Annotated in this window: 27 protein-coding genes; 5 read left to right on the top strand and 22 right to left on the bottom strand. The window is 34.4% G+C overall.

The window, feature by feature from the left end:
• The first annotated feature begins 19 nt into the window (after positions 1-19).
• Positions 20-565, top strand: coding sequence for a TetR/AcrR family transcriptional regulator (locus FS608_RS28780; RefSeq protein WP_144555980.1), 546 nt, complete (start codon positions 20-22; stop codon positions 563-565).
• A 117-nt stretch (positions 566-682) separates the two neighbouring features.
• Here FS608_RS28780 and FS608_RS28775 read toward each other — a convergent pair whose 3' ends face one another.
• From FS608_RS28775 to FS608_RS28765, 3 genes are all read right to left on the bottom strand, one after another.
• Positions 683-1,366: a DUF554 domain-containing protein gene (locus tag FS608_RS28775; RefSeq protein ID WP_144555979.1), complete on the bottom strand. Its 684-nt coding sequence runs from the start codon at positions 1,364-1,366 to the stop codon at positions 683-685.
• 62 nt (positions 1,367-1,428) lie between these two features.
• Positions 1,429-2,247, bottom strand: coding sequence for a MerR family transcriptional regulator (locus tag FS608_RS28770; RefSeq protein ID WP_144555978.1), 819 nt, complete (start codon positions 2,245-2,247; stop codon positions 1,429-1,431).
• 209 nt (positions 2,248-2,456) lie between these two features.
• Positions 2,457-2,783: a hypothetical protein gene (locus tag FS608_RS28765; protein ID WP_144555977.1), complete on the bottom strand. Its 327-nt coding sequence runs from the start codon at positions 2,781-2,783 to the stop codon at positions 2,457-2,459.
• Between the two features lie 152 nt (positions 2,784-2,935).
• Between FS608_RS28765 and FS608_RS28760 the strand changes: the two genes are divergently transcribed.
• A complete protein-coding gene (locus FS608_RS28760; RefSeq protein ID WP_144555976.1) occupies positions 2,936-3,124 on the top strand; it encodes a hypothetical protein in 189 nt (62 codons plus the stop codon).
• A gap of 276 nt (positions 3,125-3,400) precedes the next feature.
• Here the strand turns inward: FS608_RS28760 and FS608_RS28755 are convergent, their stop codons facing one another.
• On the bottom strand, positions 3,401-3,655 hold the full coding sequence (locus tag FS608_RS28755) for a hypothetical protein (protein WP_144555975.1): 255 nt from the start codon (positions 3,653-3,655) through the stop codon (positions 3,401-3,403).
• A gap of 196 nt (positions 3,656-3,851) precedes the next feature.
• Positions 3,852-4,652 (bottom strand): polysaccharide deacetylase family protein, encoded by an 801-nt coding sequence (locus FS608_RS28750; RefSeq protein WP_144555974.1) that lies wholly within the window; start codon positions 4,650-4,652, stop codon positions 3,852-3,854.
• A 388-nt stretch (positions 4,653-5,040) separates the two neighbouring features.
• Here FS608_RS28750 and FS608_RS28745 point away from each other — a divergent pair, with 388 nt between their 5' ends.
• Complete coding sequence (locus FS608_RS28745) at positions 5,041-5,616, top strand: dihydrofolate reductase family protein (protein WP_144555973.1); 576 nt, start codon at positions 5,041-5,043, stop codon at positions 5,614-5,616.
• Between the two features lie 371 nt (positions 5,617-5,987).
• Here the strand turns inward: FS608_RS28745 and FS608_RS30635 are convergent, their stop codons facing one another.
• Positions 5,988-6,137, bottom strand: a complete 150-nt coding sequence (locus FS608_RS30635) for a hypothetical protein (RefSeq protein WP_186328948.1) — start codon at positions 6,135-6,137, stop codon at positions 5,988-5,990.
• A gap of 403 nt (positions 6,138-6,540) precedes the next feature.
• Entirely contained in the window at positions 6,541-7,767 is a 1,227-nt protein-coding gene (locus FS608_RS28740) for a phospholipase D-like domain-containing protein (protein WP_144555972.1), read from the bottom strand.
• Between the two features lie 643 nt (positions 7,768-8,410).
• On the opposite strand from FS608_RS28740, the gene FS608_RS28735 reads away from it, so the two are divergent.
• Positions 8,411-9,409, top strand: a complete 999-nt coding sequence (locus FS608_RS28735; protein ID WP_144555971.1) for a PIG-L deacetylase family protein — start codon at positions 8,411-8,413, stop codon at positions 9,407-9,409.
• Between the two features lie 101 nt (positions 9,410-9,510).
• Here the strand turns inward: FS608_RS28735 and FS608_RS28730 are convergent, their stop codons facing one another.
• The 6 genes from FS608_RS28730 to FS608_RS28710 all read right to left on the bottom strand — a co-directional run bounded on the left by FS608_RS28730 (position 9,511) and on the right by FS608_RS28710 (position 14,463).
• Positions 9,511-10,005, bottom strand: a complete 495-nt coding sequence (locus FS608_RS28730; RefSeq protein WP_144555970.1) for a hypothetical protein — start codon at positions 10,003-10,005, stop codon at positions 9,511-9,513.
• Between the two features lie 376 nt (positions 10,006-10,381).
• Positions 10,382-10,540, bottom strand: a complete 159-nt coding sequence (locus FS608_RS30630; protein ID WP_186328946.1) for a hypothetical protein — start codon at positions 10,538-10,540, stop codon at positions 10,382-10,384.
• A 165-nt stretch (positions 10,541-10,705) separates the two neighbouring features.
• Positions 10,706-10,840 (bottom strand): BA3454 family stress response protein, encoded by a 135-nt coding sequence (locus FS608_RS28725; protein ID WP_144555969.1) that lies wholly within the window; start codon positions 10,838-10,840, stop codon positions 10,706-10,708.
• Between the two features lie 510 nt (positions 10,841-11,350).
• Positions 11,351-12,064: a hypothetical protein gene (locus tag FS608_RS28720; RefSeq protein WP_144555968.1), complete on the bottom strand. Its 714-nt coding sequence runs from the start codon at positions 12,062-12,064 to the stop codon at positions 11,351-11,353.
• Between the two features lie 254 nt (positions 12,065-12,318).
• On the bottom strand, positions 12,319-13,647 hold the full coding sequence (gene ltrA / locus FS608_RS28715) for a group II intron reverse transcriptase/maturase (protein WP_144555967.1): 1,329 nt from the start codon (positions 13,645-13,647) through the stop codon (positions 12,319-12,321).
• 579 nt (positions 13,648-14,226) lie between these two features.
• The gene (locus tag FS608_RS28710; RefSeq protein ID WP_144555966.1) at positions 14,227-14,463 is read right to left on the bottom strand and encodes a hypothetical protein; all 237 of its coding nucleotides are present in this window, start codon (positions 14,461-14,463) and stop codon (positions 14,227-14,229) included.
• Between the two features lie 405 nt (positions 14,464-14,868).
• Here FS608_RS28710 and FS608_RS30625 point away from each other — a divergent pair, with 405 nt between their 5' ends.
• A complete protein-coding gene (locus tag FS608_RS30625) occupies positions 14,869-15,006 on the top strand; it encodes a hypothetical protein (protein ID WP_186328945.1) in 138 nt (45 codons plus the stop codon).
• Between the two features lie 109 nt (positions 15,007-15,115).
• Here FS608_RS30625 and FS608_RS28705 read toward each other — a convergent pair whose 3' ends face one another.
• From FS608_RS28705 to fabF, 9 genes are all read right to left on the bottom strand, one after another.
• A complete protein-coding gene (locus FS608_RS28705) occupies positions 15,116-15,772 on the bottom strand; it encodes a DUF3885 domain-containing protein (RefSeq protein ID WP_144555965.1) in 657 nt (218 codons plus the stop codon).
• 557 nt (positions 15,773-16,329) lie between these two features.
• Positions 16,330-16,587: a hypothetical protein gene (locus FS608_RS28700; RefSeq protein WP_144555964.1), complete on the bottom strand. Its 258-nt coding sequence runs from the start codon at positions 16,585-16,587 to the stop codon at positions 16,330-16,332.
• Positions 16,588-16,837: 250 nt separating this feature from the next.
• Positions 16,838-18,028 (bottom strand): MFS transporter, encoded by a 1,191-nt coding sequence (locus FS608_RS28695; protein WP_144555963.1) that lies wholly within the window; start codon positions 18,026-18,028, stop codon positions 16,838-16,840.
• A gap of 107 nt (positions 18,029-18,135) precedes the next feature.
• The gene (locus tag FS608_RS28690) at positions 18,136-19,236 is read right to left on the bottom strand and encodes an alkene reductase (protein WP_144555962.1); all 1,101 of its coding nucleotides are present in this window, start codon (positions 19,234-19,236) and stop codon (positions 18,136-18,138) included.
• 79 nt (positions 19,237-19,315) lie between these two features.
• The gene (locus FS608_RS28685) at positions 19,316-19,579 is read right to left on the bottom strand and encodes an ArsR/SmtB family transcription factor (protein WP_144555961.1); all 264 of its coding nucleotides are present in this window, start codon (positions 19,577-19,579) and stop codon (positions 19,316-19,318) included.
• A gap of 264 nt (positions 19,580-19,843) precedes the next feature.
• Positions 19,844-20,101 carry a L,D-transpeptidase gene (locus FS608_RS31690; protein ID WP_313958749.1) on the bottom strand — a complete coding sequence of 86 codons (258 nt, stop codon included), beginning with the start codon at positions 20,099-20,101 and terminating at the stop codon, positions 19,844-19,846.
• A 195-nt stretch (positions 20,102-20,296) separates the two neighbouring features.
• Positions 20,297-20,965, bottom strand: coding sequence for an NAD(P)H-dependent oxidoreductase (locus tag FS608_RS28675; RefSeq protein ID WP_144555960.1), 669 nt, complete (start codon positions 20,963-20,965; stop codon positions 20,297-20,299).
• Positions 20,962-21,177 carry a helix-turn-helix domain-containing protein gene (locus FS608_RS28670; RefSeq protein ID WP_260871859.1) on the bottom strand — a complete coding sequence of 72 codons (216 nt, stop codon included), beginning with the start codon at positions 21,175-21,177 and terminating at the stop codon, positions 20,962-20,964. Before FS608_RS28670 ends, FS608_RS28675 begins: the two co-directional genes overlap by 4 nt.
• A 613-nt stretch (positions 21,178-21,790) precedes the next feature.
• Positions 21,791-23,038 (bottom strand): beta-ketoacyl-ACP synthase II, encoded by a 1,248-nt coding sequence (gene fabF / locus FS608_RS28665; protein ID WP_144555959.1) that lies wholly within the window; start codon positions 23,036-23,038, stop codon positions 21,791-21,793.
• Positions 23,039-23,393: the final 355 nt, after the last annotated feature.

Raw genomic sequence — 23,393 nt, 5'->3', positions numbered from 1 at the left:
AAAGTTGGTTAATCTTAAAATGCCTAAAGTAGATAGAAGAATAGCCAAAAGTCAAGAAGCCATAAAAAAAGCCTTGATTGAGCTGATGTCTGAAAAAAAATTCGATGACATTACCATTCAGGACATTTCCGATCACGCAAATGTTAGCCGAGGAACGATCTATCTTCATTACGTGGATAAGTTTGATTTACTTGATAAAATTATTGAGGAGCATATTAATCAAATGGGGGAAATCTGCGAAGCCACTTCTGAAATGGATTTTAAAGATGCGAATTTGCCCTGGTTTGAATACCTTGATAGTAATTATTTATTCTTTTCGACGATGCTAGCAAGTAAAGGAGCTCCATCTTTTCGTAGGCAGTTCCATGAGTTTCTCGTAGAAGAGTTCAAGGATGAAATCGATACATCCCAAGGAAAAAACCATGAATTAATTGAAGATGTTCTTCTTCAATTTATTGTCACTTCATATGTGGGAATTGTGGAATGGTGGATTACGAATGGAATGCCTTATCCACCTCTAGTTATGGCAGAGCAAGTAGGAATTTTATTAGAAAGGAATTTATAATTCATTATTAAACGCAGCCATAGATAAAATTTAACATAGGATTCTTTCCCATCAAAACAGTGGTAAATCATTCATTTACCGCTGTTTTTCGATGTATGGATTTGCTCATCCCAAATATTATAAGTGGAATAAATTAATGATCAAAAATACAATAGGAGGAATCATTAATGATGGCAAAAGATTTAAGGTATTACATTTCTTAATGCCCAAAACACTTAAACCAGATGCGACTATCAATATACCTCCTACAATAGTCATTTCATTTAGAAGATCATTATTGATGGAGTTCTCCATTAAAAGAGCAATTAAATAAATGGAACCCTGCCATACAAATAAAACAATGCCTGCTACAGCTATACCAATGCCAAATGTGGATGCTAGTACAATTGAAGTAATTCCATCCAACATCCCATTTGCAAGCAGATACGTATAATCTCCCTTTAACGCAGCCTCTACAGGGCCTAATATAGATATCGTTCCAATACAAAATAAAAGAATTGCGGTAGATAACCCTTCTGCTAAATTACCCTTAGAATATTTATTAACAAAAGCATTAAATTTGGATTCCAAATTAAGTCTTTGACCGAGTAATCCCCCTACTGCTAAACTTACAATAAAAAGTACTGGATATTTGCTGGAAGGTAAATGTTGTACCAGTCCATTGATTCCTAATCCCAGAGCAACTAATCCCATAGCCTGCATTAGAATAGTATGATATTCATCTCTTATCCCCTTTTTAAAGATGCTTCCAACAGTGCTCCCGATGATTATCATCAATGTATTAAATATTGTTCCAAACATAATCATTCTCCTTTTATATACTTTTCTTAACCAAAAATATAGACCCTCCTGTAAGGGGAAGGTCAACACTTTATTGGTATTTGTATCTCTGTCAGATAGTCTTCTTTACTACCGGAGATATAATGGTCAATTATGGTTCTTTCAATGGAGTCCCCTATAATTTGGAAACCGTTATCTTGAATACATTTCAGTAAGGAACTATAATATTCAGAGGATTTGTTATGATTGCCGTTATAATAAATACATGCATACTTTCCTTCTGGAAGACTAGTAACTAAAGGACTTTGAATATCATCATCCTCGACTAAAATAAAAATAGAGTTATATTCATTGAACTTGTTATTTAATATATTATTAATACTTATCGTAAGGCCCACTCCCCCAATAAATATGGAAGAACTCATATTTGACAAACTTTCCAATCGTCGCAAGGAAACTTCCAGCTCTGGTTCAGAACTGATCCTTTCCATTAATCTAACTATCCTTCTCTCTTTTCTCTCCTTTATGAATGGAACTTCTAATTCCTTTACCTCTCGTGCTAATTTAATGTCTTTGATTCGATTTTGGAACCTTCGGTTAATTCGTTCCAGTTCTTTCATCTTTTCTTCAGTTAATCGTTTCTGTTCCTCTAAGAGATACAGAAAACCGTCGATATCCCTGTGTTTCAGATGTCCTTTAATCTCATTTAACGAAAAACCTAGTTCCTTTAAATAATGAATCGTGTTCAAATGTTCAAATTGTTCTGTGGAATAGTATCTATAACCGTTGTTTCTATCCGTATGTATAGGTTTTAATAAATCAATTTCATCATAATATCTAAGGGTTTTTATAGTCGTATTATGGAGTTTAGCCATTTCTCCAATTGAAAATCTATTCTTCATTTTAATCTTCTTTTTTAAAAACGTATATTTTCACTATCATACTTCATTATGTGATGTTACACTAACCAGCCCTTTTTCATAATATGAAAAGCTGTTTCTTCACAATCAAACCAAATTTCAGAAAGATAGCAATAATTCATTCAAAGAAAAACTACCCATACAGGTAGATAAAATGTGTAAACTATATATGAAAAAGGGTAAACTATCAATCAATGTATGTTATGCCAGCCTGTTTGTGAGATTTCTATGACCCGAATTTTCCTCACAAAATGGTCATTTATAAAAATCTCAACTGTCTTAGAATATCTGTCACGAATCAATGAATTTATACTCCATATTCCCCCCAATCCCTGGGTACAGTACATATTTTCCATTCCGGATTTTCTGCCCTCTCTAAGAAAAATTCGAGCAGAACCAATTTCATTTGCGGGGTAATTTACGAGTTCTTTTACCTCATCACATGGTGTGGGCAATTGTCCAATGAGCATTACAGTTATTATATCGCCTACTCTAAATGCATCGGCTTCGGTAAGCATAAAATTTTCTCCTCGTCTAAATTTATTAGATTAACTGTAGTTATTATATGTATTACCCATTACATGGTACCGAATTTAACCAACTGAAACCACCATACTACTGATATTTATCACTTCAACCACACAACATATAATAACGGAGGTGATTTTTTATGCGAGAACAAGATCATAAACTGCCAAGAGAATCTGATAATTATGTTGGAGGACTTCCATATTTAGATACCAGTAAGAACCCTTCCATTCAGATTAATAATCCTTATTTAGACACAACAAGTGAGGACCCTTCAACTCACTCTAGTTACACTGGCGGCAAACCTTATTTAGATACAAGTGAGGACTAATCAACACAAGCATATTAAATTAGCTAGTTATTCAGTGGAAATGCACAATAGAGGGAACAATAAAAGTAAATAAAAAGGCCGTCTCTTGACGGTCCTCCTCTTATTCACCTAACCCACCCGTTTGTTTAAATACATCTTTTCACAAACTAAAAACCTTGGTCACTTGTAATTTCAACGCAATTAGGGTCTTCAATAGGTGATGAAATGAGGTTTTTTATTACCGCTTGTTTAATTGTAACCACATCTCCAACTTCTGAACTCATGTAATATGCAGAATTACCGAACAAAGAAAAAAGGTCGCTTTCTAATCCAGCTTTTTTTGTTGTTAATTTTAAATTCCTGGATTTTAACCTGGTGATTAAAGGAATCTACTGCATCTTCATTGGTTTGAAGTTCAATTCTAAAATTGTATGGTGTTGCAATAAAGGTTCGACGTTCCCCTTTATCAACCTCCCAATTCATTTTTGCTGCATTTTCACATATATCACCTTGTTCTTCTTCTGAAACTAAAAAGCCAATATGGTCAAACATAATCTTCTTTCCAAAACCAAAAGTAATATTTACTGCCCCTTTTCTTGCCTCAATAATACGAAAAAGAATCTTTTTTTAACGAAAATCATCCTACGCTAATGGAGGATTAAGGACTTGAAAATCGCCATTGTATTTTCCTATGCGTTGAGAAATACGGAATCCATTTTGCACAAAACCGATCTGAAAAAGTATATTTTTAAAATATTAAATTAATGTGAGAAGTTTTTCCTTTCTTTGAAGGATAGATTCCAAAAGACTCTGGGAGTATTTGCGTTGATCGGTAGAGCAATTCAGTTACCGTTACACATTTATACCCGTTCTTGTCTAAAAACTCCAAAATATTTTCTAAGGCTTTGGTTGTAACACAGGTTTGAGTATATTCACTACCATGCCAATCATGAAAAATAATGATATTACCTGGTTTTACTCCGTTTTTTATTTTACTGTAAATTTGACTTGCTGGAGGATCTGCCCAATCACGAGAATCTTGATTCCATGACCATAATACGACCTCTTTTCCATTTTTTATAGCGGTATTAATAATTACATCATTATAAAACCCCCCCACGGGTCGATAGAGAGACGGTTTTAAACCAGTGAATTTCTTAATAATTTTATCTGTTTCATCCAATTCAGAGGATAGTTTTGCAGAGGTTATATTGCCATAAATATGATGGAATGTATGATTGGCAATTTCATGTCCTTCTTTAACTTCTCTCTTTAAAAGATCTGGAAATCTGACTACTTTATTGCCAGCCACAAAAAATGTAGCTTTAGCATCATGTTTTGCTAATATATTAAGTATTTGAGTAGTGAAAACAGGATGAGGTCCATCATCGAAAGTAAGGGCAACTAACTTTTCTTTTGTGTTTACTTCCCAAATAACACGCCCAGTTTTTTCATATTCTTCTCGACTGTTATCGAATGCATCCGAATTTACTTGAAAGGAGAAAAAAGAAATCAATAAAACCACGCTAATGAACAAAATTTTTTTCATTGGATAAGCTCCTCTTTCATGATGAACTTATTTTTTCAAATTTTTATTAAAAATATTTATCGAAAACAGATTATGAAATGTTGTAGGATCTAGTGTCAGAATGATCCTATTGTGCTTATTGAAGTAACCTGCTCTGTTAGCACAAGAAAAGCCGCCCACGTTGGCAGCTTGGATCTTCAACCCTTGCACCCGTTTGTTTAAGTGTAGTTCTTCACAATCTTCTCTTTAACAAAACAAAACGGGACTGATGTTGGCACCGTCCCACTTTATTTTAATTAGTGTAACTTATAGAACTTTTTTTACCAAAATTTATAAAAAATTGGTTATACTTACATTGGAAGTAAAGAAGTATGAAAAAAAATTCCCTCATGAACAAAGGAGACTAAAAATGAGAAAACTCGTTCTATTTCTGCACGCATCGCTTGACGGTTTTGTAGAAGGTCCGAACGGAGAAATGGACATTGGCTGGGTTTCATACGATGCTGACTTGGAGAAACACGCGAAAGAAATTCTGAGTACTGCCGACACTGTCATATGGGGACGTGAGACTTATCAGATGATGTACAGTTACTGGACATCTGTGCCTTCTGACCCCTCAGCTTCGCAGCATGAACGGAATCATGCCGAGTGGATCGAAAAGACACCCAAAATCGTTTTTTCCACGACGTTGGAGAAAGTCGAATGGAACAATTCCAGACTGGTGAAAGAAGATGTCAAGGAAGAGATCAAGAACCTCAAACAGCAGCCAGGCAAGGATATGGTCATCCTTGGCAGTCCTAGGTTAGCACACTACCTTATGCAACTTGATTTAATAGATGAGTATAAAATTACGGTTTCTCCCGTCCTGATCGGCAGCGGCTTGCCGTTATTCCAAGGTCTTAAGGAGAAGGTCAATCTTAAACTGATCGAAAACAAGACATTTGATTCTGGAGCCATAGCCCTCGTTTACCAGACGGTTAGATGACCTTTTCTCCTAAAGCAGATTACGACGGATAGGATAGCTCAATAAGCCGCCTCTTCAACGAGGCGGTTTTCTTATCGTAAAGATCAACATCAGGATTTAATATAGCCTAAATCTAAGATGATGACGTAAGATTAAGTAAATCATACCGGTAAAACAATTTGGATTAAGGATCATTAAAAAAATGCAAAATCAAGCAATCAAAAGCTAATGAAAAATTGGTATAGAATGATTACTTTAACCGTAAAGTTTGAAAAAATACAATCTTTAAGAAAAAAGAGAACAGCATAAAAAAAGACCACATTTAGGTCCGGAAATTCAGTTTCTTCAAGTAAAGCCCCTGTTAGTTCAATAAAAAAACATTTTTTTATTCTTTAATAAGTTCCTAACCGAATTTTTACCCCTTCAATATTTACTTCTTTTCTTAAGGATTCAATATAATATATTTCCTTATCAACTCCAATTTCGGAAATTAAGTAATGACTTGTTTCTGGGTCGTAATCATCCTTCGTACCAGAATTCAATTTGCTGCCCTGGTAATAACCAATATCCCTCTAATTGGTACTCACCTTTTGAATCCTTTTTTGCATATCCTTCAGCAAGGATAGGGGCAATAAGATTTTGTCTACCCCTAACCTGCTCCAGCTATCTCAATCTTTATCTATTTCACCCGTTAGTTTAAGTACATTTTTTCACAGACTTATTTACAAGGGGTACCATCAGGAAAATGCGGATTTACAACGCTAAGCTGATAAGTTTTTGGTTTAGAGAATATCGTTCTTAAATGGTATTAAAAATGAGTACCCCTTTACATAGCCTAATTAAAAAAGAGAATAAAACAATGTTCCTCACCATAGCATTCTATTTTAGTGTAAGTAATATAATTTATTCTAATAAAATGCAGTCTAAAATTAAAATACTTAGTTTTTACAAATAATACTCAATCATTTTCGCAAACTTTTCTTTCAGTTTTTCTTTTATAGATAATTGATTGACCTCAGAGGATGTTACTCGCTTTGAATTTTGGAAGTCTTCATTGATGACCGGTTTTATTTTAGAAATAAAGACAGGGTCATGGATATAGCAGTTCATTTCTTCATTTAAATGAAACGAGCGCGAATCAAAATTTACGGTCCCTACCATTAATACGTATTTATCAATCAAGAATACTTTACCGTGAATCACTCCCTTTTTATAACCGTATACTTCTATTCCCTGTTTTAATGCTTTTCGAATGTATGGATACGCTGCCTCTTTAACTAACAGTGCATCCGAATGAGGTGAGAACAGAATTTTAACACGAACCCCTCTTTTTCTTGCCTCCACTAATGAGTTCCAAATAGTTCTGTCATTTAATATAAAATAAGGTGTTATTATATTGATAGACTCTTTTGCTTGATGAAACAGCATTGCATAATCTTCACCAAGTTTTTCTCCGCTATAATATGCAGTATATCGATGAGAGGTTGCTCCCTTTTCCTTCGTCACAGGGTGTATAGGAATCTGCTGTTCTGTGTTTTTCTTCCAGTCTAACACAAATTGATGTTCTAGATCTTGCACTCCTTCTCCTCGTATTTGAAGGTGATAATCTCTCCAATGACCGAGTTTTACTTTTTCCCCTAAATACTTCTTGCCTATGTTAAATCCGCCAATGTAACCAATCCTTCCATCAATAATTGAAATACGGCGATGATTCCGACGATCCAAAGAAGCAAAAAGATAAGGAAAAGCAGGCTTATTGTAATACGTAAAATGCACTCCTGCTTTAACCAATAATTCTCTTTCCCTTTTCTTAAGTAAAATTCCACCCAGCCTGTCCACTGCATAATATACTTCTACACCTTCTTGGCTTTTTTGCTTCAATAAATCTAGAAACTGATGACTTACTTTATCATCAGCAATAGAGAAAAAGTTGATATGCACGTAATGTTTTGCTTTCCTGATATCTGAGAATAATTGATTGTTTAACTGTTTCCCGTCCGTATACATAGTAATATTACTTTGACGAATCGGGTATTGGATGGGCTGCTGGTCAAATACCATCCTTTTTTCGGCTACTGTTCTGTCAATTTTCCCCCAAACAAGCAAAATTAAAGATGCACAGATAAATACAATTAGGAGTACTTGTAGGATTTTCCGTATCTTTTTCAACATATGTAATCTCCTTTATATATCTCGTTTTCATTTTGTTAGTTTTTGTTATTGGGACAAAACTATCCTGTTAGCCCTCTATGGAGCTTTAGTTTCGCAATAATTGTTGTACTGTACATTCCACTTTGCCAACTATATGTACTTTTAACAAACGTTTGAGCAGGGTATCGATCATTAGAAACAAAAAAATCAGTAATTGAAGCACCATTACCCATCATAAAATAGACATAATGAATTCGTGTCGGTAAAAAATGAAGGTGTCATTCGCTGAGTCTCCTCCATACTTAGCCATTTTTGGATATTCAATTAGAGGCATTTCAAAGAAGCATGAGGATCCCTCCTCTTGTAGAAAATGGATAACACATATATCCATAATTATAAATGTGGTTCTTTACTTCTGATTCCCTATCAAGTAAGTAAAACAAGGATAAAACATAAATGTATATAAATGGGGAAGCCGAAAGACTGGTCTTGAAAATCTTAAGGGAGTGAATTTTAGAGGATCCAATCAACATTAACTGGAAATTCTTCTAGAAAGAGTTCTTACTACTAATATAGAGGAGGAATTAAGGTGAATAAATCTGAATTACATCAGGTTTCTACTATTTATTCGCCCAACTCAAAAAAATCTCATCAATTTGATAGGATGCACTTTAATCCGTATCACCAACCGCCCCATCACTTATCAGAACCAGCCTTTTTAACACCACAAATACCCTTAGCACCATTTTATTCACCACGAGCTGTTTCAGGTAATCTTACACGTAATTTAGGTGTTAGCGTTAATTCGGTAGACATCATGATTTTCGCTCCACATCCCGATGATGAGACGCTTGGCTGTGGGGGATTGATTATGCATGCATTGGCAGCGGGAAAGCGAGTTCATGTAGTCATCTTTACGAATGGTGATGGTTACACAAAAGCTGCTTCCATGCTAGTGAACAAGAATATTGATAATCTTAGTTCTTGGGATTACCTTGAATTGTCAAGGGTACGCCAGTTGGAAGTGTATACTGCTACTAAGACGCTGGGACTAAACCCTTCCAATATTACTTTTCTAGGGTACCCTGACGGAGGGGTAAATAAGGTATACCAGAGTGAAGGCTCTAATTATTTCCAGTCGCCCACTACTCTTAAATATGAAACCTATGGACTTGCCCAAATTGACTATCACAGGCTTGCATATGGAAAACCTGCACCCTATCTGAAGAAATTCGCACTCTCTGATACGATGGATCTCATTCAGATTTTTCAGCCGAAAGAGATCTATGTCACTCATGCAGCCGATCAACACCTTGACCACATGGCAGTTAACTGGTTTGTTCGAGACGCAATTAAAGTTTTAGGGTATAAAGGTCGTGTTCATACCTATTTAATCCACAGTGGACCTGATTCCGAATGGCCATGGCCCCAAGGGGTTACGCCACGAGATCCTTTTGCTCATCATGAAGCACTTGATTTTAAAGGAATTCCTATTCCTCGCTTTGTTCCATGGCCTCCGCCAGAAAGAGTGCCTCTGAATGAAGATGTTGCACTTCAAAAGCTAAAGGCTATTCGAGCTTACCGTTCACAACTTGTAGATAGAGAATTTCTTCAATCTTTTACAAAGAGCGAAGAAATTTTCTGGGGTATGGAACCTCGTTAATTTTTATATCTTTTACTAATGAAGTTGATTGAGTCTCTAGACTATTTGGCTACTGTATATCCTCGTCATGATCGCCAAACGCTTGTAACCATTCACCCCCGTTAGTTTAATAACTTGCCCTCAGCTTTTATAGAGTTTGCAATTTTTACAATTTCTGATTTAGCTAATTTGTTTTCACCTTGATATTCAACAGTTAATTCTAATTCTTCTTTTTCGTCTTCCCAATCTAAGTATTGCTTTCCGTTTTTTTCTTTATAAAAATATCTTGTTCCTTTAATTCTGTTCTTTTTATCCCATTTGGGATCATTATACCAACTTACGTTATTAGTGGCAGTTACTACAAGCTCGGTTTTTTTTGATATGTAATGTAATTTTAGTTTATCGCACCTCTTACCGCAGGATGAAGAGGTCATGTAACTCTTACTATACTCAAAAGGGATATAGCCTGGTTCAGCTTCTATCCCCACCCAAGAACCAGCCCAACTTATTGGCATTTTTAGTATAGGTGTATAAAAAATAACAACAAATAAGACAACGACTGAAACTATTAGAAAGTATTTCAATACTTTTTTCTTAGTAATTCGTAGATGTTCCAAAGGTATTTCCTCCAAATAAACTATTTGAGATAATCATATCAAATTATTCGATTAGAGTGTCCATACTTCCCATTAGATCAATAAGAAAAGCTGCCGATATGACAGCTTGGATTTAAAACTCTTGCTTCTGTTCTTTCTGCGTCTTTAAAGGAATCGCTTTACCATATGAAACCAAGCGTTTCTTCAACTATCCGGATGCTTTAGTGGAACATGAAAAAAAGTCGCTGCTGCGACTTTTTATTTAACATAAGCACCCGTTAGCATAATAAGAACTTTATACCTTTTTCTATCCAGATGATGGAAAAATTAATAAAAATCTATATATGTTTCACAGATAAGACTCTTTAATTTATATTTATTATTTTATTTAGAAAGTTTAGGAAGCCTTGCGCTCTTTAGCGTTCTTTAGTTCCCTTAAGCTTTCTTTGATTAACTCTCTTTGTTCATCGGTAATAATAAAATCCGTAAGACGATCCTCAAAATGAGTAATACGTCTTTCCAGCTCCTCTATAGTAAGGTTATTAGTATTCTTCATAAACCTACCAACTCCTCTTATTATAATTTATATATAATTAGTATTCTTCATAAAATTTCTAAAGCCGCTATTGGCAGCGGGATATCCAAGTAAAGGAAGCTATCCAAAATCTATTTTTCAAGTGGAAGTTCCATTCGAAATCCTTTTAATCTCAGGATCCCTTATTTAATTTTCCCATTGTTTAAGTACTTGTTCTTTTGCTATACGATAAACTTCTTCTTCTGTTTGGTTTTTGGTAGCTATTACGTTGGTTTGATAAACTTTACCCTTATGTGTTACATAGATTGTATACTTGTACATTTTGCTCTATCTCCTTTTTATAATTCTAATAATTCTAACTTTTTATTCATTCCACTTCACTAAATAAATCCAATTTCATTTAGTTATTCCTACAAGTGTTTTTTGACTTTTTTATATTTTACAAATAATACGAAAGTTATTAAAGCTAAAAAAAAGGTCAAGATTTGACAAATTCTTAACTTAACAAAAATTAATATACACACAAACAACTGTAAGGACTGGCAAAGTCAATAAAATCAACAATCTTTTTATAATTCTAAGATCTTATGTATTTTGTTACCCTTCTTAGAATGCAGAAAAATGTCGAAATAAATAAACTAAAATAGGCTGGCTATTGATACCGATCTTAAATTACCTATTTGTTTTAATCCTTCAAATTAAATAAACACAAAGTAAAAAACCACCTTAGATAAGATGGTTTTCTTACTTACTTATTAAACTAACGCACCCGTTAGTTTAAGTGTATTTTTTCACAATCCTTGTTTAACTTTATTTGATACTTGATTAAAATTAGTTTGTTAAAAGTTCATATTTCCAAAATAATTTATCTGGAGCGTCCTTTTCTAAGAAAGTAACGATAAATTTTGTTTTATAATCTCGGTCAGCGAATGTAACTTTGTGGTTGTGTGTCCACTCTATGCTCCCTAATTTGTTAAACAGATGCTGTTCATAGGTATCGACTTCTTTCATAATTCTATTTCTCCCTATGATTTTGCCATTCTTTTTTTTGATTTCTATATACACATCTATATGAGATACTTCTTGTTCACATAAAATATTACACGTATATTTTCTATTAGGGCTGCTCTTTTTCGCATAAACCCACTTATTTTCGAAATTCAGGTTTTTTATTTTTTGATAGATATTTTTAAAAATGCTTAAGTCCAAATTTAGTTCTAACGCTAACTGTTCTAAAGGCTTTTGAATAATTTCCAGAGTATATTCTTTTTTCCTCTGGTCAGAAGGCAAGGACAGAAACTCCTCCATATTAATCTTTGTAAAAACGGATTTATAATTAAACGTAATAAATAAATCAGAGTCTAAATTGTTGATATAGTCAAAGTCCGATACACAGTTAATAAGTATTCCATTGTTTTCATCTATATTTAATATGGGAAGCAGATGACTGTACAAAGCAGCGATGCATCTTGTTTCTTTATAAAAGACTAAATTAGCCTCTCTATCCTCTGGAAAGAATAATTCAATATTTTTTATAAGTGCCATATTACCTCCAAGATACTACTTTTTTATTAACCATAAAAACGATCTAATAACCCAATAATAATTATATTCACTCTCAATAATGAAGAATCCTTCTTCAACTTTACTGCCTCTTTAGTTTAAAAGAAATAAGCCTTACTCCTTATTGAAGTAGTCGAGTAGAAGGGAGCCTTTCAACCTTGCGGTAAATTGTACTCCTCCCCCCTCACAGAACCGTGCTTGCGCTATTAACGCACACGGCTCCTCCTAGTCATCATTTACAAAATATAGCTAATTTCTTTTCTTAAGTTGTATATATTAACCTTAACTCTTGCGTAAGGTAATGGATATTTATTAAGAAAGAGTCTGAATTTATCCCAAGTAAATGATTTCCTTTGACTTCTTCTATTGAGCCATTTAAACAGTAAGTACCCGATTTTGTCTCTGAATTTGTTTACACTTTGGGTATTATCTGTGATGCAATAGTAGTTGTAATAACCTACTAGTGAGCGTTTAAATCTATCCATAATCATATGAATGTCTTTATTTCTGTTAATTTTCAACCATTCTTTAGTTTCTTTTAGTTTAGCTTGGACTTTCTTCCTGCTTGTTCTCCGTTTTACTCGAAATTTCCCTTGTTTACTCCTACCGCAATAGTGTGTAAATCCAAGGAAATCAAAAGTTGCCGGTTTACTTCTACCCTGTTGATTTGCATTTTGCTCCGCAAACCGCCCGAAGGGTATGATTTTGGTTTTATCCTCAGCTATTTCTAGATTAAATTTCTTTAATCTCAACTTTAATGAATGGAAGAATTGCTCGGCTTCACATTTATATTGAAAACAACAAACAAAATCGTCTGCGTATCTCACTATGTATGCTTGTCCCTTGCACTGTTTACTAACCCTTTTCTCAAACCAAAGATCAAGGACAAAATGGAGGTATACATTGGTTAATATCGGAGATATTACTCCACCTTGCGGTGTGCCTTTGTCTGTTTTATATTTCTTACCTTCTTCCATGTATCCACCTTTAAGGAATCTACCAATGATTCTTAGTAGGTTAGGGTCAGCTAGTCGCAGTTTTAAAAAACCCATCATCCATGTGTGGTCAACGTTGTCAAAGAATCCTTTAATATCTACATCTACTACATAATTTACTGTTCTCTTTTCAATATAGTGGTTTAGTATTTTCAAAGCATCGTGGCAGTTACGATTTGGACGGAATCCAAATGAACAGTCTAGAAAATCATTTTCATAGATGGTATTTAGTATTTTCGTAATGCCTCTTTGAACAATCTTATCTTCATGTTCCGGAATTCCCAATGGTCTTTTCTTGTTTGAATTGAGCTTTGGAATATACATTCTCCTTACTGGAACAGGTCGATAACTTTTGCTTTTAAGCCTATTTACTAAATTCTCTATGTTTTCTTTTAGATTTTCACTGTATTGCTCTTTAGTTGTACCATTAACCCCAGTTGCCTTCTTGTTAGGTAGCTCCTGGTGACATTGAAATAGTGCTTGCTCATTTAATAAATGTGCAAGAGATGTAAATTTCATTTTAGGATTTGATTTTGCTAATTCTGCTATCCTTAGTAGTTTTGTTTCCATTTATTATCCCTACCTCTGTGTGTAGTAAATGTGTCCCTAGTAAGGGTGATAACTGGTAGCTAGCCTTTCCTCCGTCGGCATTACCCAACTTCATTGGTACTACGCTGCTATCCGACTCCCTACATCGGCATTTGGTTTCCTTGCTTGTTATCGCTTGTACACCATACTCTTCTAAAAAAAAGAAAAGACCGGTAGGGTCTCCCGAGTTGCCGTATCATATCAATGTATAACGTGCCAAGGTCTCTGACTCCAGAGAGGTTTTACCCTTCTTGCCCTAACGAAAGATAAAATGTAGCTTTCTGCTGTGCTTAAGGCATCAGCCCTCTCGATTTACTAACATTTTGGAGCTCAATCCCTTCAACCATTTGGCTTTCGGCCCGCTACCTAACTGTCTACGCTTAAAGACTAAAGTTACCTTTAGCCCTCCAAGACTCGCTACGAGCGAATGGCTAGTTCTTACTCGACGGGAATCCCACCCGCTATATGATACGACCTATGCTCGGCCGCACAAGCACCCGTTAGTAAAAAAACGTCACCACTTATTGAAGAATCGCCCCAGTTAATTCAAGAACAACTAGATTAAAGAAATGGTTCAATGATTCCGTATACCCCGACAGCCAAACATAAAAGTCCCCCGACCATAAACAAAATTTTAATGAACCAGAAATTAAAAGAGACAGGTAACGGGGTTATATACCTGATATGTTCATACGTTTTATTGTTCAAGAAACGTTCCCTTGTGGCATGGAAGAACATATAAATTGCAAGAACTCCAACCATAAAGCTGAAAATACCAGCATAAAAGTCTTTTCCCATTCCATTAACCTCTACCTATCTTAAATTTCATCTCTCTTATACGTTTCCCCAACCAATATTGTTTCAATGCTTGTTGAACTAAACTGCCCCGTTAGCCTTCCATGCAGCACAAAATCAGTGCTTCACCACAGAGAATGAAAATGGTTAGGAAGTGTCAATACTGATACTGACCTTAATCCAGTCAACCCTAATTCATAGACTTATTATTATCGCTCTCCTCTTTTTTTTAACGTTTGAGTAGGGTCTTCTTAAGTATTGTCATTTTCTAATCTTGAAGAAACTTATTTTCATGGTAGTTGAACAAGTCCTTTTGTTCTATTGCACATTTTCCTCGAAGTATGCAATTACGAATAGTAAATGGTTTTTTTATACAAACTATACTTATTACTAAAGGGAGGTTCTGTTATGCGTGATAATACCAATTTGGCTGTTTTTGTCTTTTTTTCACTTTTAGGCTTTGTAGCAACAATAATTTTTAGCAGTGTCATAATATCTCAAAATAACCAAATTAAATCAAAACTTGAAAACGCAAAACAAACGTGATTCCTTTCAAGAAAAACTTGAGGGGATTTTTTATGCCATAATATAGTTCAAATGCGTGCTATTCTTCAACTAACCTGCCCCGTTAGTAGTTGAAGATGTAGGTTATGTTCTACTTAAACAAGTGATCAATTCTTTTGCGATCATAATCTAAAATCCAATCGTTAAATTCCTCATAAAGATAACGAATATCCTCTTTATCTGCTGCTAAAATATCACATCCACGATCATCATATAAGTGGAAAATTATTTTTTTAGTTAGATTAACAAAATAAATTTCATATCCACTTTCTTGATTACTTTTTAAGATAGTAGACGAATGAGCATAGTCCTCATAACAAATTGCTTTTAATAGTGGGACATACCTAATAGTGTTCTTTTTGCACTGGAGGAGAAATCGATGAATAACCATCTCATCCGCTTCATCTTCGAAGAATCTACCTAAAAGTTGATGGTGTAATTTGTATAATAGATTTTTATCTTTTAAATACTTCTTATAAACATTTAAAGGTTTCCTCTGGAGAAAGTGATTGTTTCTTGTAGTAAGCACATCGGTAACCAGCAGAATTTCATCCCTATCATCAAACACCTTTTTAAACAAAGTAATGGACCGTTGAAAGGTTTGTTGCAAATTTTCTTTTGAGTAGTGTGGACTTATAGGATTTGAAATTTCGAACCTAATGCTATTATTCCAAGAATAAAATAGAGGAGGGGTTAAAATTAGCCCCTCAAAATTCTGATTTAAAAATGAATATAGATTTCTAATCATTTTTCCTCCAACCGATTTATTAACAAAAGTCGTATATAAAATTTTTTAGAAACGCACCCTTTAGTTTAAGTGTAATCTCTCACAATCTTATTTAAAAGGGGTACTTCTAAATAATGGTGCTATCGTAAAGTGCCCTTAATTAAGTATAATTACATTAACACTTTAAGATAGGATTGATTTGCAATGGGTCTTTTAAATAAATTTTTCGAAAAAAAGCAGAAAAGGATAAAACCCCTTTTTTATTTACAGCTTGTTTTAATTTTTGGATATTTTTCGCTGTTTTTCATAAACAACAATCGTTCATATGGTGATCTATTTCTATCTTTACTCTTACTGCTAATTGGAATTGAGAATTATTTATTAAAGGAAAAAAAAGCTAATTTTATTTTATATTTTATAGCATCTTTTATGTTCGCTTTAATTTTCATTTTAGATTTTTTTAATCTATAAGGAAATTGTTATTTACTATCCTGCCTCGTTAGCTGAATAACCAAAAAAGGATCGCCGCAGCAATCCCTTTCTTCAACTCTTGCCCCCGTTAGTTTAAGTACATTTGTTCACAAACTTAGCTTTGGTGCAATTTCATTGACCTTTTTATCTTTTACGACAATTAGATAAGCTCCTACTATTACTATTACCCCCAGTAAAATGTAAGTGCTGGTGTTCAACCCCCCGCCCCAAGCAAGGGTATTGATTGGGTTCTTTTGATGTGCAGCCGCCATTATTATCGAATCTGAAATGGTATTCAGACCATAAAGGATGAGTCCAGTGAGTATAGCTTGTACTATAATAAAAATACCTAACAATTCTTTCATTTTTCCTTCTCCGTTCCATTTAAACTGATCTACATATCTATTCTACATTCACTTTATAAAGACCTTCTTATACCACTAACCTGCCACGTTAGTACAACAAGCAAAAAAAATCGCCGCAGCTAAAATGGACCGCCCATTTTTTTATAACTTGTCTAAAAGACTATTAACCCTATATAAAAAGGCTAGTCGATTGACTAGCCAAATTGTGTAAACAAAATGCAAAGATAACGATTTAAGACTCCCAATTTGATCAAGCTCGCTTTTGTGCCGCAAAATCTTGGTTGACTACCTTTTTATTATTTAAGAAACGTGATAATCCCAATGTTGTAATACTTGCAAACACAACACTTAACGCACTGAACCATGTAATTGAAGTTAATGATATTTGCCCCACAATTACTCCACCTAAACCTGCACCAAAAGCAAAACCTAATTGCATCATGGATTGGTTCAGACCCAGCAACACATCTGAGGATTCAGGTGATATCGTTGCTAAATTATATTGCTGAGTTGCACCTGATGACCATCCTGCAAATGACCAGACTGTCAATATAATAAATACTGCAATAATTGAATGTGATATAAATGAAAGCACGACTAAAGATGTTCCGTTAACAAGTAACCCTCTTTTTAATGTAAAAATTACGCCTCTTTTATCTGCACTTAAGCCACCTAGTTTAGAACCAAATAAGCTTGCAACTCCAAGAACAAGAAAAGTAATGCTTAAAAGATGATCACTCATACCTACAGTATTTACAAGGAATGGAGATAAATAAGTAAAAATAATCGCGTACCCTGTCATTAAAAAGAAGGTGATTGATAATGCTAAAGCAATTTTTGGTTTTTTGAACATAGCAATTTGTCTCGTTAAAGGGATTGAAGCATCACCATTCATTTTTGGTATTGTATTTATAACAATAAAAATGACAAATAAAACTAATAATGCGATACCGATAAATACAAATTTCCAGCCATACGTAGATGTAATAAAACGTCCAATGGGAACGCCAATGATTAATGATGCGGTAAATCCCATGACAACTGTTGCAATTGAACTTGCCTTTTTATTAGCAGGGGCAATCTTTGCTGCGATACTTAAAACTGTAACGACCGCTACACCTGTACTTAAAGCCATAATAATGCGAGCAATCATAAATAATCCATACCCTGGTACAATCACTGAAAGTAAATTTCCTACAATAAAAACAAATAACGTATAGATCAGTAATTTACGTCTTTCCATTTTAGTCGTTAATACCATTAATATAGGTGTACCGATTGCATAGGCTAATGAAAAGACTGTAATTAATTGACCAGCCGCTCCAATTGACACTCCTAGAGCATCTGCCATTTTATCCAAAATACCTGAGATGATGTATTGTGAAGTACCAACTAAAAAACTTATCAATGCTAAAATATAAATCTTTGCTGTATTTGACATGTGAAATTTTCTCCTCAATATCACTATTAATTTTCTATATTTCTATAAACACTGAAATAATATATAAAATGAAAGAAGCTATATAAGCTTCATTCTATTCTAGTGATTTAAATTAATGTATTAAGATGCTTCTTAACATCGTATTCTTCCAATTCTTTACCATTTTTTAAACGATGAATAAAATCAGGATTAGAAATTAATGGACGTCCGAAAGCAGCGACATCAATTATTCCTTCTTCAATCGCCTGATTCGCCATTTCTGGATTTAATGTACCTACCCCAATAATGACACCATCCCAGTATTTTCGGACTAATTGATGCATCGTTTTTCCATCTGCAAGCACTCGATCAAATTGCATAATAGATGGGTGAATCATTGTTGCACCCGCTTCCTTAAATGCCTCAACAAATGTACGAATAGCCATTTCTGGATCTTCCCACATGTAATTTGGTATATCTGTTTTATGAGCAGAGAATCGGATCATTGTTCGTTCTGTACCGATTGCGTCGATAACCGCTTTAATTACTTCCTTCATGAACGTTAATCTTTGAGCAAGGTCACCACCATATTCGTCTGTACGATGATTTGTTATATCTGAATTAAATTGGTCAATTAAGTATCCGTGGGCACCGTTAATTTCCACACCGTCAAAACCTGCTGCTATTGCATTTTTCGCAGCTTGTTCAAATTGATTGATTACTTCATTAATATCTTCAATTGTCATTTCTTCAGGAACATCATATGGCTTACGGAAACGAGAGACAAGTCCTTCAGCGGGAATAGCTGATGGTGCTTGAGGAGGCAGATTTCCAGCAAGCTCGTGATGAGATAAACGACCAACATGCCATATTTGAGCGATCATTGTTCCTCCCTCTTTATGCACAGCATCAGTCACTTTTTTCCATCCCTTTATTTGTTCATCTGAATAAATGCCTGGAATTCCAGGATAGCCTTTTCCACGAGGACTAATGATCGTTCCTTCTGAAATGATTAAACCAACTCCGTCGGCAGCACGTTTTCGGTAATATTCAACAATATCCTCTCCTACTACCCCCGTTTGATCATCTGCAAAGGTTCTTGTTAATGGTGCCATTGCGATACGAGAGCGTAAATTCCAAGCTCCGATTTTTATCGGTTCAAACAATTTACTTTCTATACCATTTTTTAAATTTCCCCAAGAATTTGTTTCTTTGCTAATTTGACCCATACATTTTCCTCCGTTCATTTCAATTATTCGGTATTTCTATAAATACTGAAATTTAAATTAAAATTATTCCGCTTTAACATTAAAGTAAAGCGGGAGCGTATTGTGCAAGGACTTCTCGTTGTAAACTGTAATATCTGAAGGTTCCCTCTCTGCGAACTGCTAATAATCCGCAATCGATTAATGGTTTTAAATGATGCGTCAATGTTGAATTGGCAGGGACTTTTAATTGATTTGCCATTTCCATGCAAGCTAACTCTGATTGTTGAGCAAGTAATTTTACGATTTGTAAACGAGTCGATTCACCTAGTGCCTTATAGACTTTTACTGCAATATCATCATTCACCGTTAAAAACCTCCTCAATTATTATTTTAGTATTTATAGAAATATTGTAATTAATCAGAGATGCTCTGTCAAGAATGTGCTTTTCCATTATTTAATTCAAAGGCTGTTTTCTTAATTTAAGAATGTGATTGTGATTTCCACTTCATGATGTTCGCTTCTAAATAAAATAATTATATTAAAATATTTTTTAGTCTTCTGCACTTTAGTCTAATTATCTTTTTTAACAATAATTTTCAATTTTTTTCTTTTCGAATACAATTAACCTTAACTAACGTATTTTCCAATACTGCTTTCATTGTTATTGTCGTGAATGCCGTATGTATCACCACCATACGTACCGTTAGCATTTAATCCTAACCAACGTTTTCCTGTTGCTACTGGATCAACCATTTTAATATAACCATTATAAAAATACGCAAGCTTGTTGTAGTACTTGTTAATAATGATTAAATCTTGATTCGCTGGTTTATTTGCAGCTTCTGTTTTCCACTGATTTACTCCACATAATGCGAAAATCAGCAACCAAAGTTAAAAACCCTGACGGGTTTATCAAGAAAGCGAATTGTTGGATTACGGAGTCAAAATTGCAGCTCCCGTGATAAGATGGGTTAGGGTCAACAATTTTAGGGGAAATAAAAATGTGGAAGCAGACTGAGGTTTTCGCTGTTTTTATAAAAAATAGGATGGTTAGTCAACCATCCTATTTACCTTACCTATTTACCTTACCCATTGAACCACTTGGTCAAGGCTTCTTCTTGTTTTTTCACGTTTTGGCTCATGAATTCTATAGCCGAATGCCACCATAACGGAGACATCAAACTTGCCATCTTCAAGCAATCCTTCATTTTTCAAAATGTCATGCACCTGATTGTAGTTGAAACCTTCAATTGGGCAGGTATCAATTCCGATTTGAGCTGCAGCTGTCATCATATTACCGAGGGGGATATACGTTTGTTTACTTGCCCAGTCAAATAAGTAACGCTCGTTTTCCAATAGACGGAAATCCTCTTGGAACGTTTTCAGTCCATGAATCATTTGTTCTAAAACGTCTTCCGGCATTTGTTGGACATTTTTATAAATGTCTAAAATATAGTCAGAGTCGTAACGCACATCTGTACGAGCAAGAAGGATGACGAAATGGCTTGCTGTTGGCAGCTGTCTTTGTGCACCCCAAGAAACGGCTTTTAATTTTTGTTTCAATTCCTCATTTTCGACCACTAAAAATTTCCACGGCTCAGACCCGATTGAACTTGGAGATAAGCGGCCAGTTTCTAAAATGAATTCAAAATCTTCATCGGAAATCCGTTTTGTCGGATCGAATTCTTTTGTAGCATAACGAAATTGATATGCCTTTAGAATTTCTTGTTTTTTATCTATATTGTTCATCTATATACACACCTTTCGAAAAATCGTATTGTGCAAGGACTTCTCCTTGTAAACTGTAATATCTGAAGGTTCCCTCTCTGCCGAACTGCTAATAATCCGCAATCGATTAATGGTTTTAAATGATGCGTCAATGTTGAATTGGCAGGGACTTTTAATTGATTTACCATTTCCATGCAAGCTAACTCTGATTGTTGAGCAAGTAATTTTACGATTTGTAAACGAGTCGATTCACCTAGTGCCTTTTAGACTTTTACTGCAATATCATTATTCACCGTTAAAAACATCCTTTCAGTTATTCTTATTTCGGTATTTCTAGAAATATTGTAATTAATTAGAGATGCTCTGTCAAGAATGTGCTTTTCCATTTTTTAATTCAAAGGCTGTTTTCTTAATTTAAGAATGTGATTGTGATTTCCACTTCATGATGCCCTCTTCTAAATAAAAAGATTATATTAAAATAACCTTTAGTCTTCCGTACTTTAGTCTAACTATCTTTTTTAACAATAATTTCCAATCTTTTTCTTTTCAAATACAATTTATTTCTTTAGAGTTTTTCACTAAAATAAAATAACGCACATCAGGTTAAATAAATATAAGAACAAATAGTCACCAAAACATAAAGCCTGTATCAATGATTACCAAGTAATCATTGATACAGGCTATTTTAATATTCGTTATTTTACCATCGCCCCCGTTAGCCATCCATGCCACAGTGTGGCACCACAGAAGATGGAAGATTTACCATTCTCCCATGGTAGTTGAAGAAGCATCTAATTAATTAGCATTTAATCGATACGATAATATATGACTTACCGATTAATCCTTTTATTTAGTCTTATCTATCGAAAACTTCTTAAATGCCAAGACTGCATTATGTCCTCCAAAACCAAAACCATTAGAAATAGCATAGTTTATTTCTGTCTTAACTGCATGGTTTGGAACGTAATCTAAATCACAATTTTCATCTGGTATTTCGTAATTAATAGTGGGAGGAGCTATATCTTCCATGATACTTTTGAGTGCTATAATGGACTCAATTCCCCCTGCAGCTCCGAAAAGGTGTCCAGTCATTGATTTGGTAGAACTCACCTTTAAATTATAAGCATGAATACCAAAAACACTTTTAATTGCTTTAGTTTCTGATTTATCTCCTTCAGGGGTACTAGTTCCATGGGCATTTATATAATTTACATCAGTAAAGTTGATTTCACCCATTTCTAAAGCTAATTTCATAGCATTTGCTGCACCGTTATAATCAGGGGAAGTAATATGATAGGCATCCGTTGTGGAACCATATCCTACAATTTCTCCTAAAATTGTCGCTCCTCTTTCTTTAGCGTGCTCATACTCTTCAAGGAATAATACACCTGCTCCTTCTGACATAACAAAGCCATCACGTTGACTGTCAAATGGACGGCTTGCCCTTTCAGGAATATCATTAAAAGTGGACATTGCTCTCATTCTTGAAAATCCAGCAAAAGCTAAAGGATTAATAGGAGCTTCAGCCCCTCCAGCTAATATTCCATCAGAGTAACCATGCCGAATATTTAAAAAAGCCTCCCCAATCGCTTGATTCCCTGTTGCACAAGCAGAAACAGGAGAATAGCTAGGTCCCTTAAATCCTGTTTTTATGGAAATAATACCAGAAGCCATATTACTAATCATCATAGGAACCATAAATGGAGAAACTCTTCTTGGTCCTTTTTCAATTAAGAATTTATGATTATCTAATATGGTATTAATTCCTCCAATACCTGAGCCAATATATACCCCGAATCGCTCCTTATTTATATTATCTACATCAATATTTGCTTGGTCTAAGGCTTGTTTAGCAGCAGCATAACCATATTGCACAAACAAATCATATTTCCCTAATTCTTTTTTATCAAGATATTGCTCTGCATTAAAGTCGGTAATAAAACCACCAATTTGAGTGCCTATATCTTTGAAGTCATCAGATTGAATTTTTTTGATCCCTGATTTACCTTCTTTAATATTATTCCAAAACTCTTCTACGTGATTTCCTAACGGTGAAACTACTCCATATCCAGTCACTACAACTCTACGTGGCATAATCAACACTCCTCTTAATTCTTCACACTATACTTAAAACGATTATTTCAAAAGACTTCTAAAAAGTTCGATTACATTTGAAAATAATGTATTCCCCCAAAACACGCTATATTGTAGTCCGCCTTTTGTGCTTGAAATCAGAAGGACAGCTAATGATTCTTTCCTAGAACATGCGAATCTATCACACTGTTTTGGATTTGAACATAGAATAATCACCTCGTTTTATAAATTATATACTTGGTATTAATACCTGGTACTAATATACACAAAAAAAAATTCTTCTTCAACTCCCTCAGTTTAATACGATTTTCTCCCGAATACTCGCTTATTCGCAGGATTTCATAACCTTTGATAT

Source organism: Bacillus sp. X1(2014), from assembly GCF_007678255.1.
Note: the sequence above shows the minus strand (reverse complement) of the source record. Positions and strands in the feature narration are given on the sequence as shown.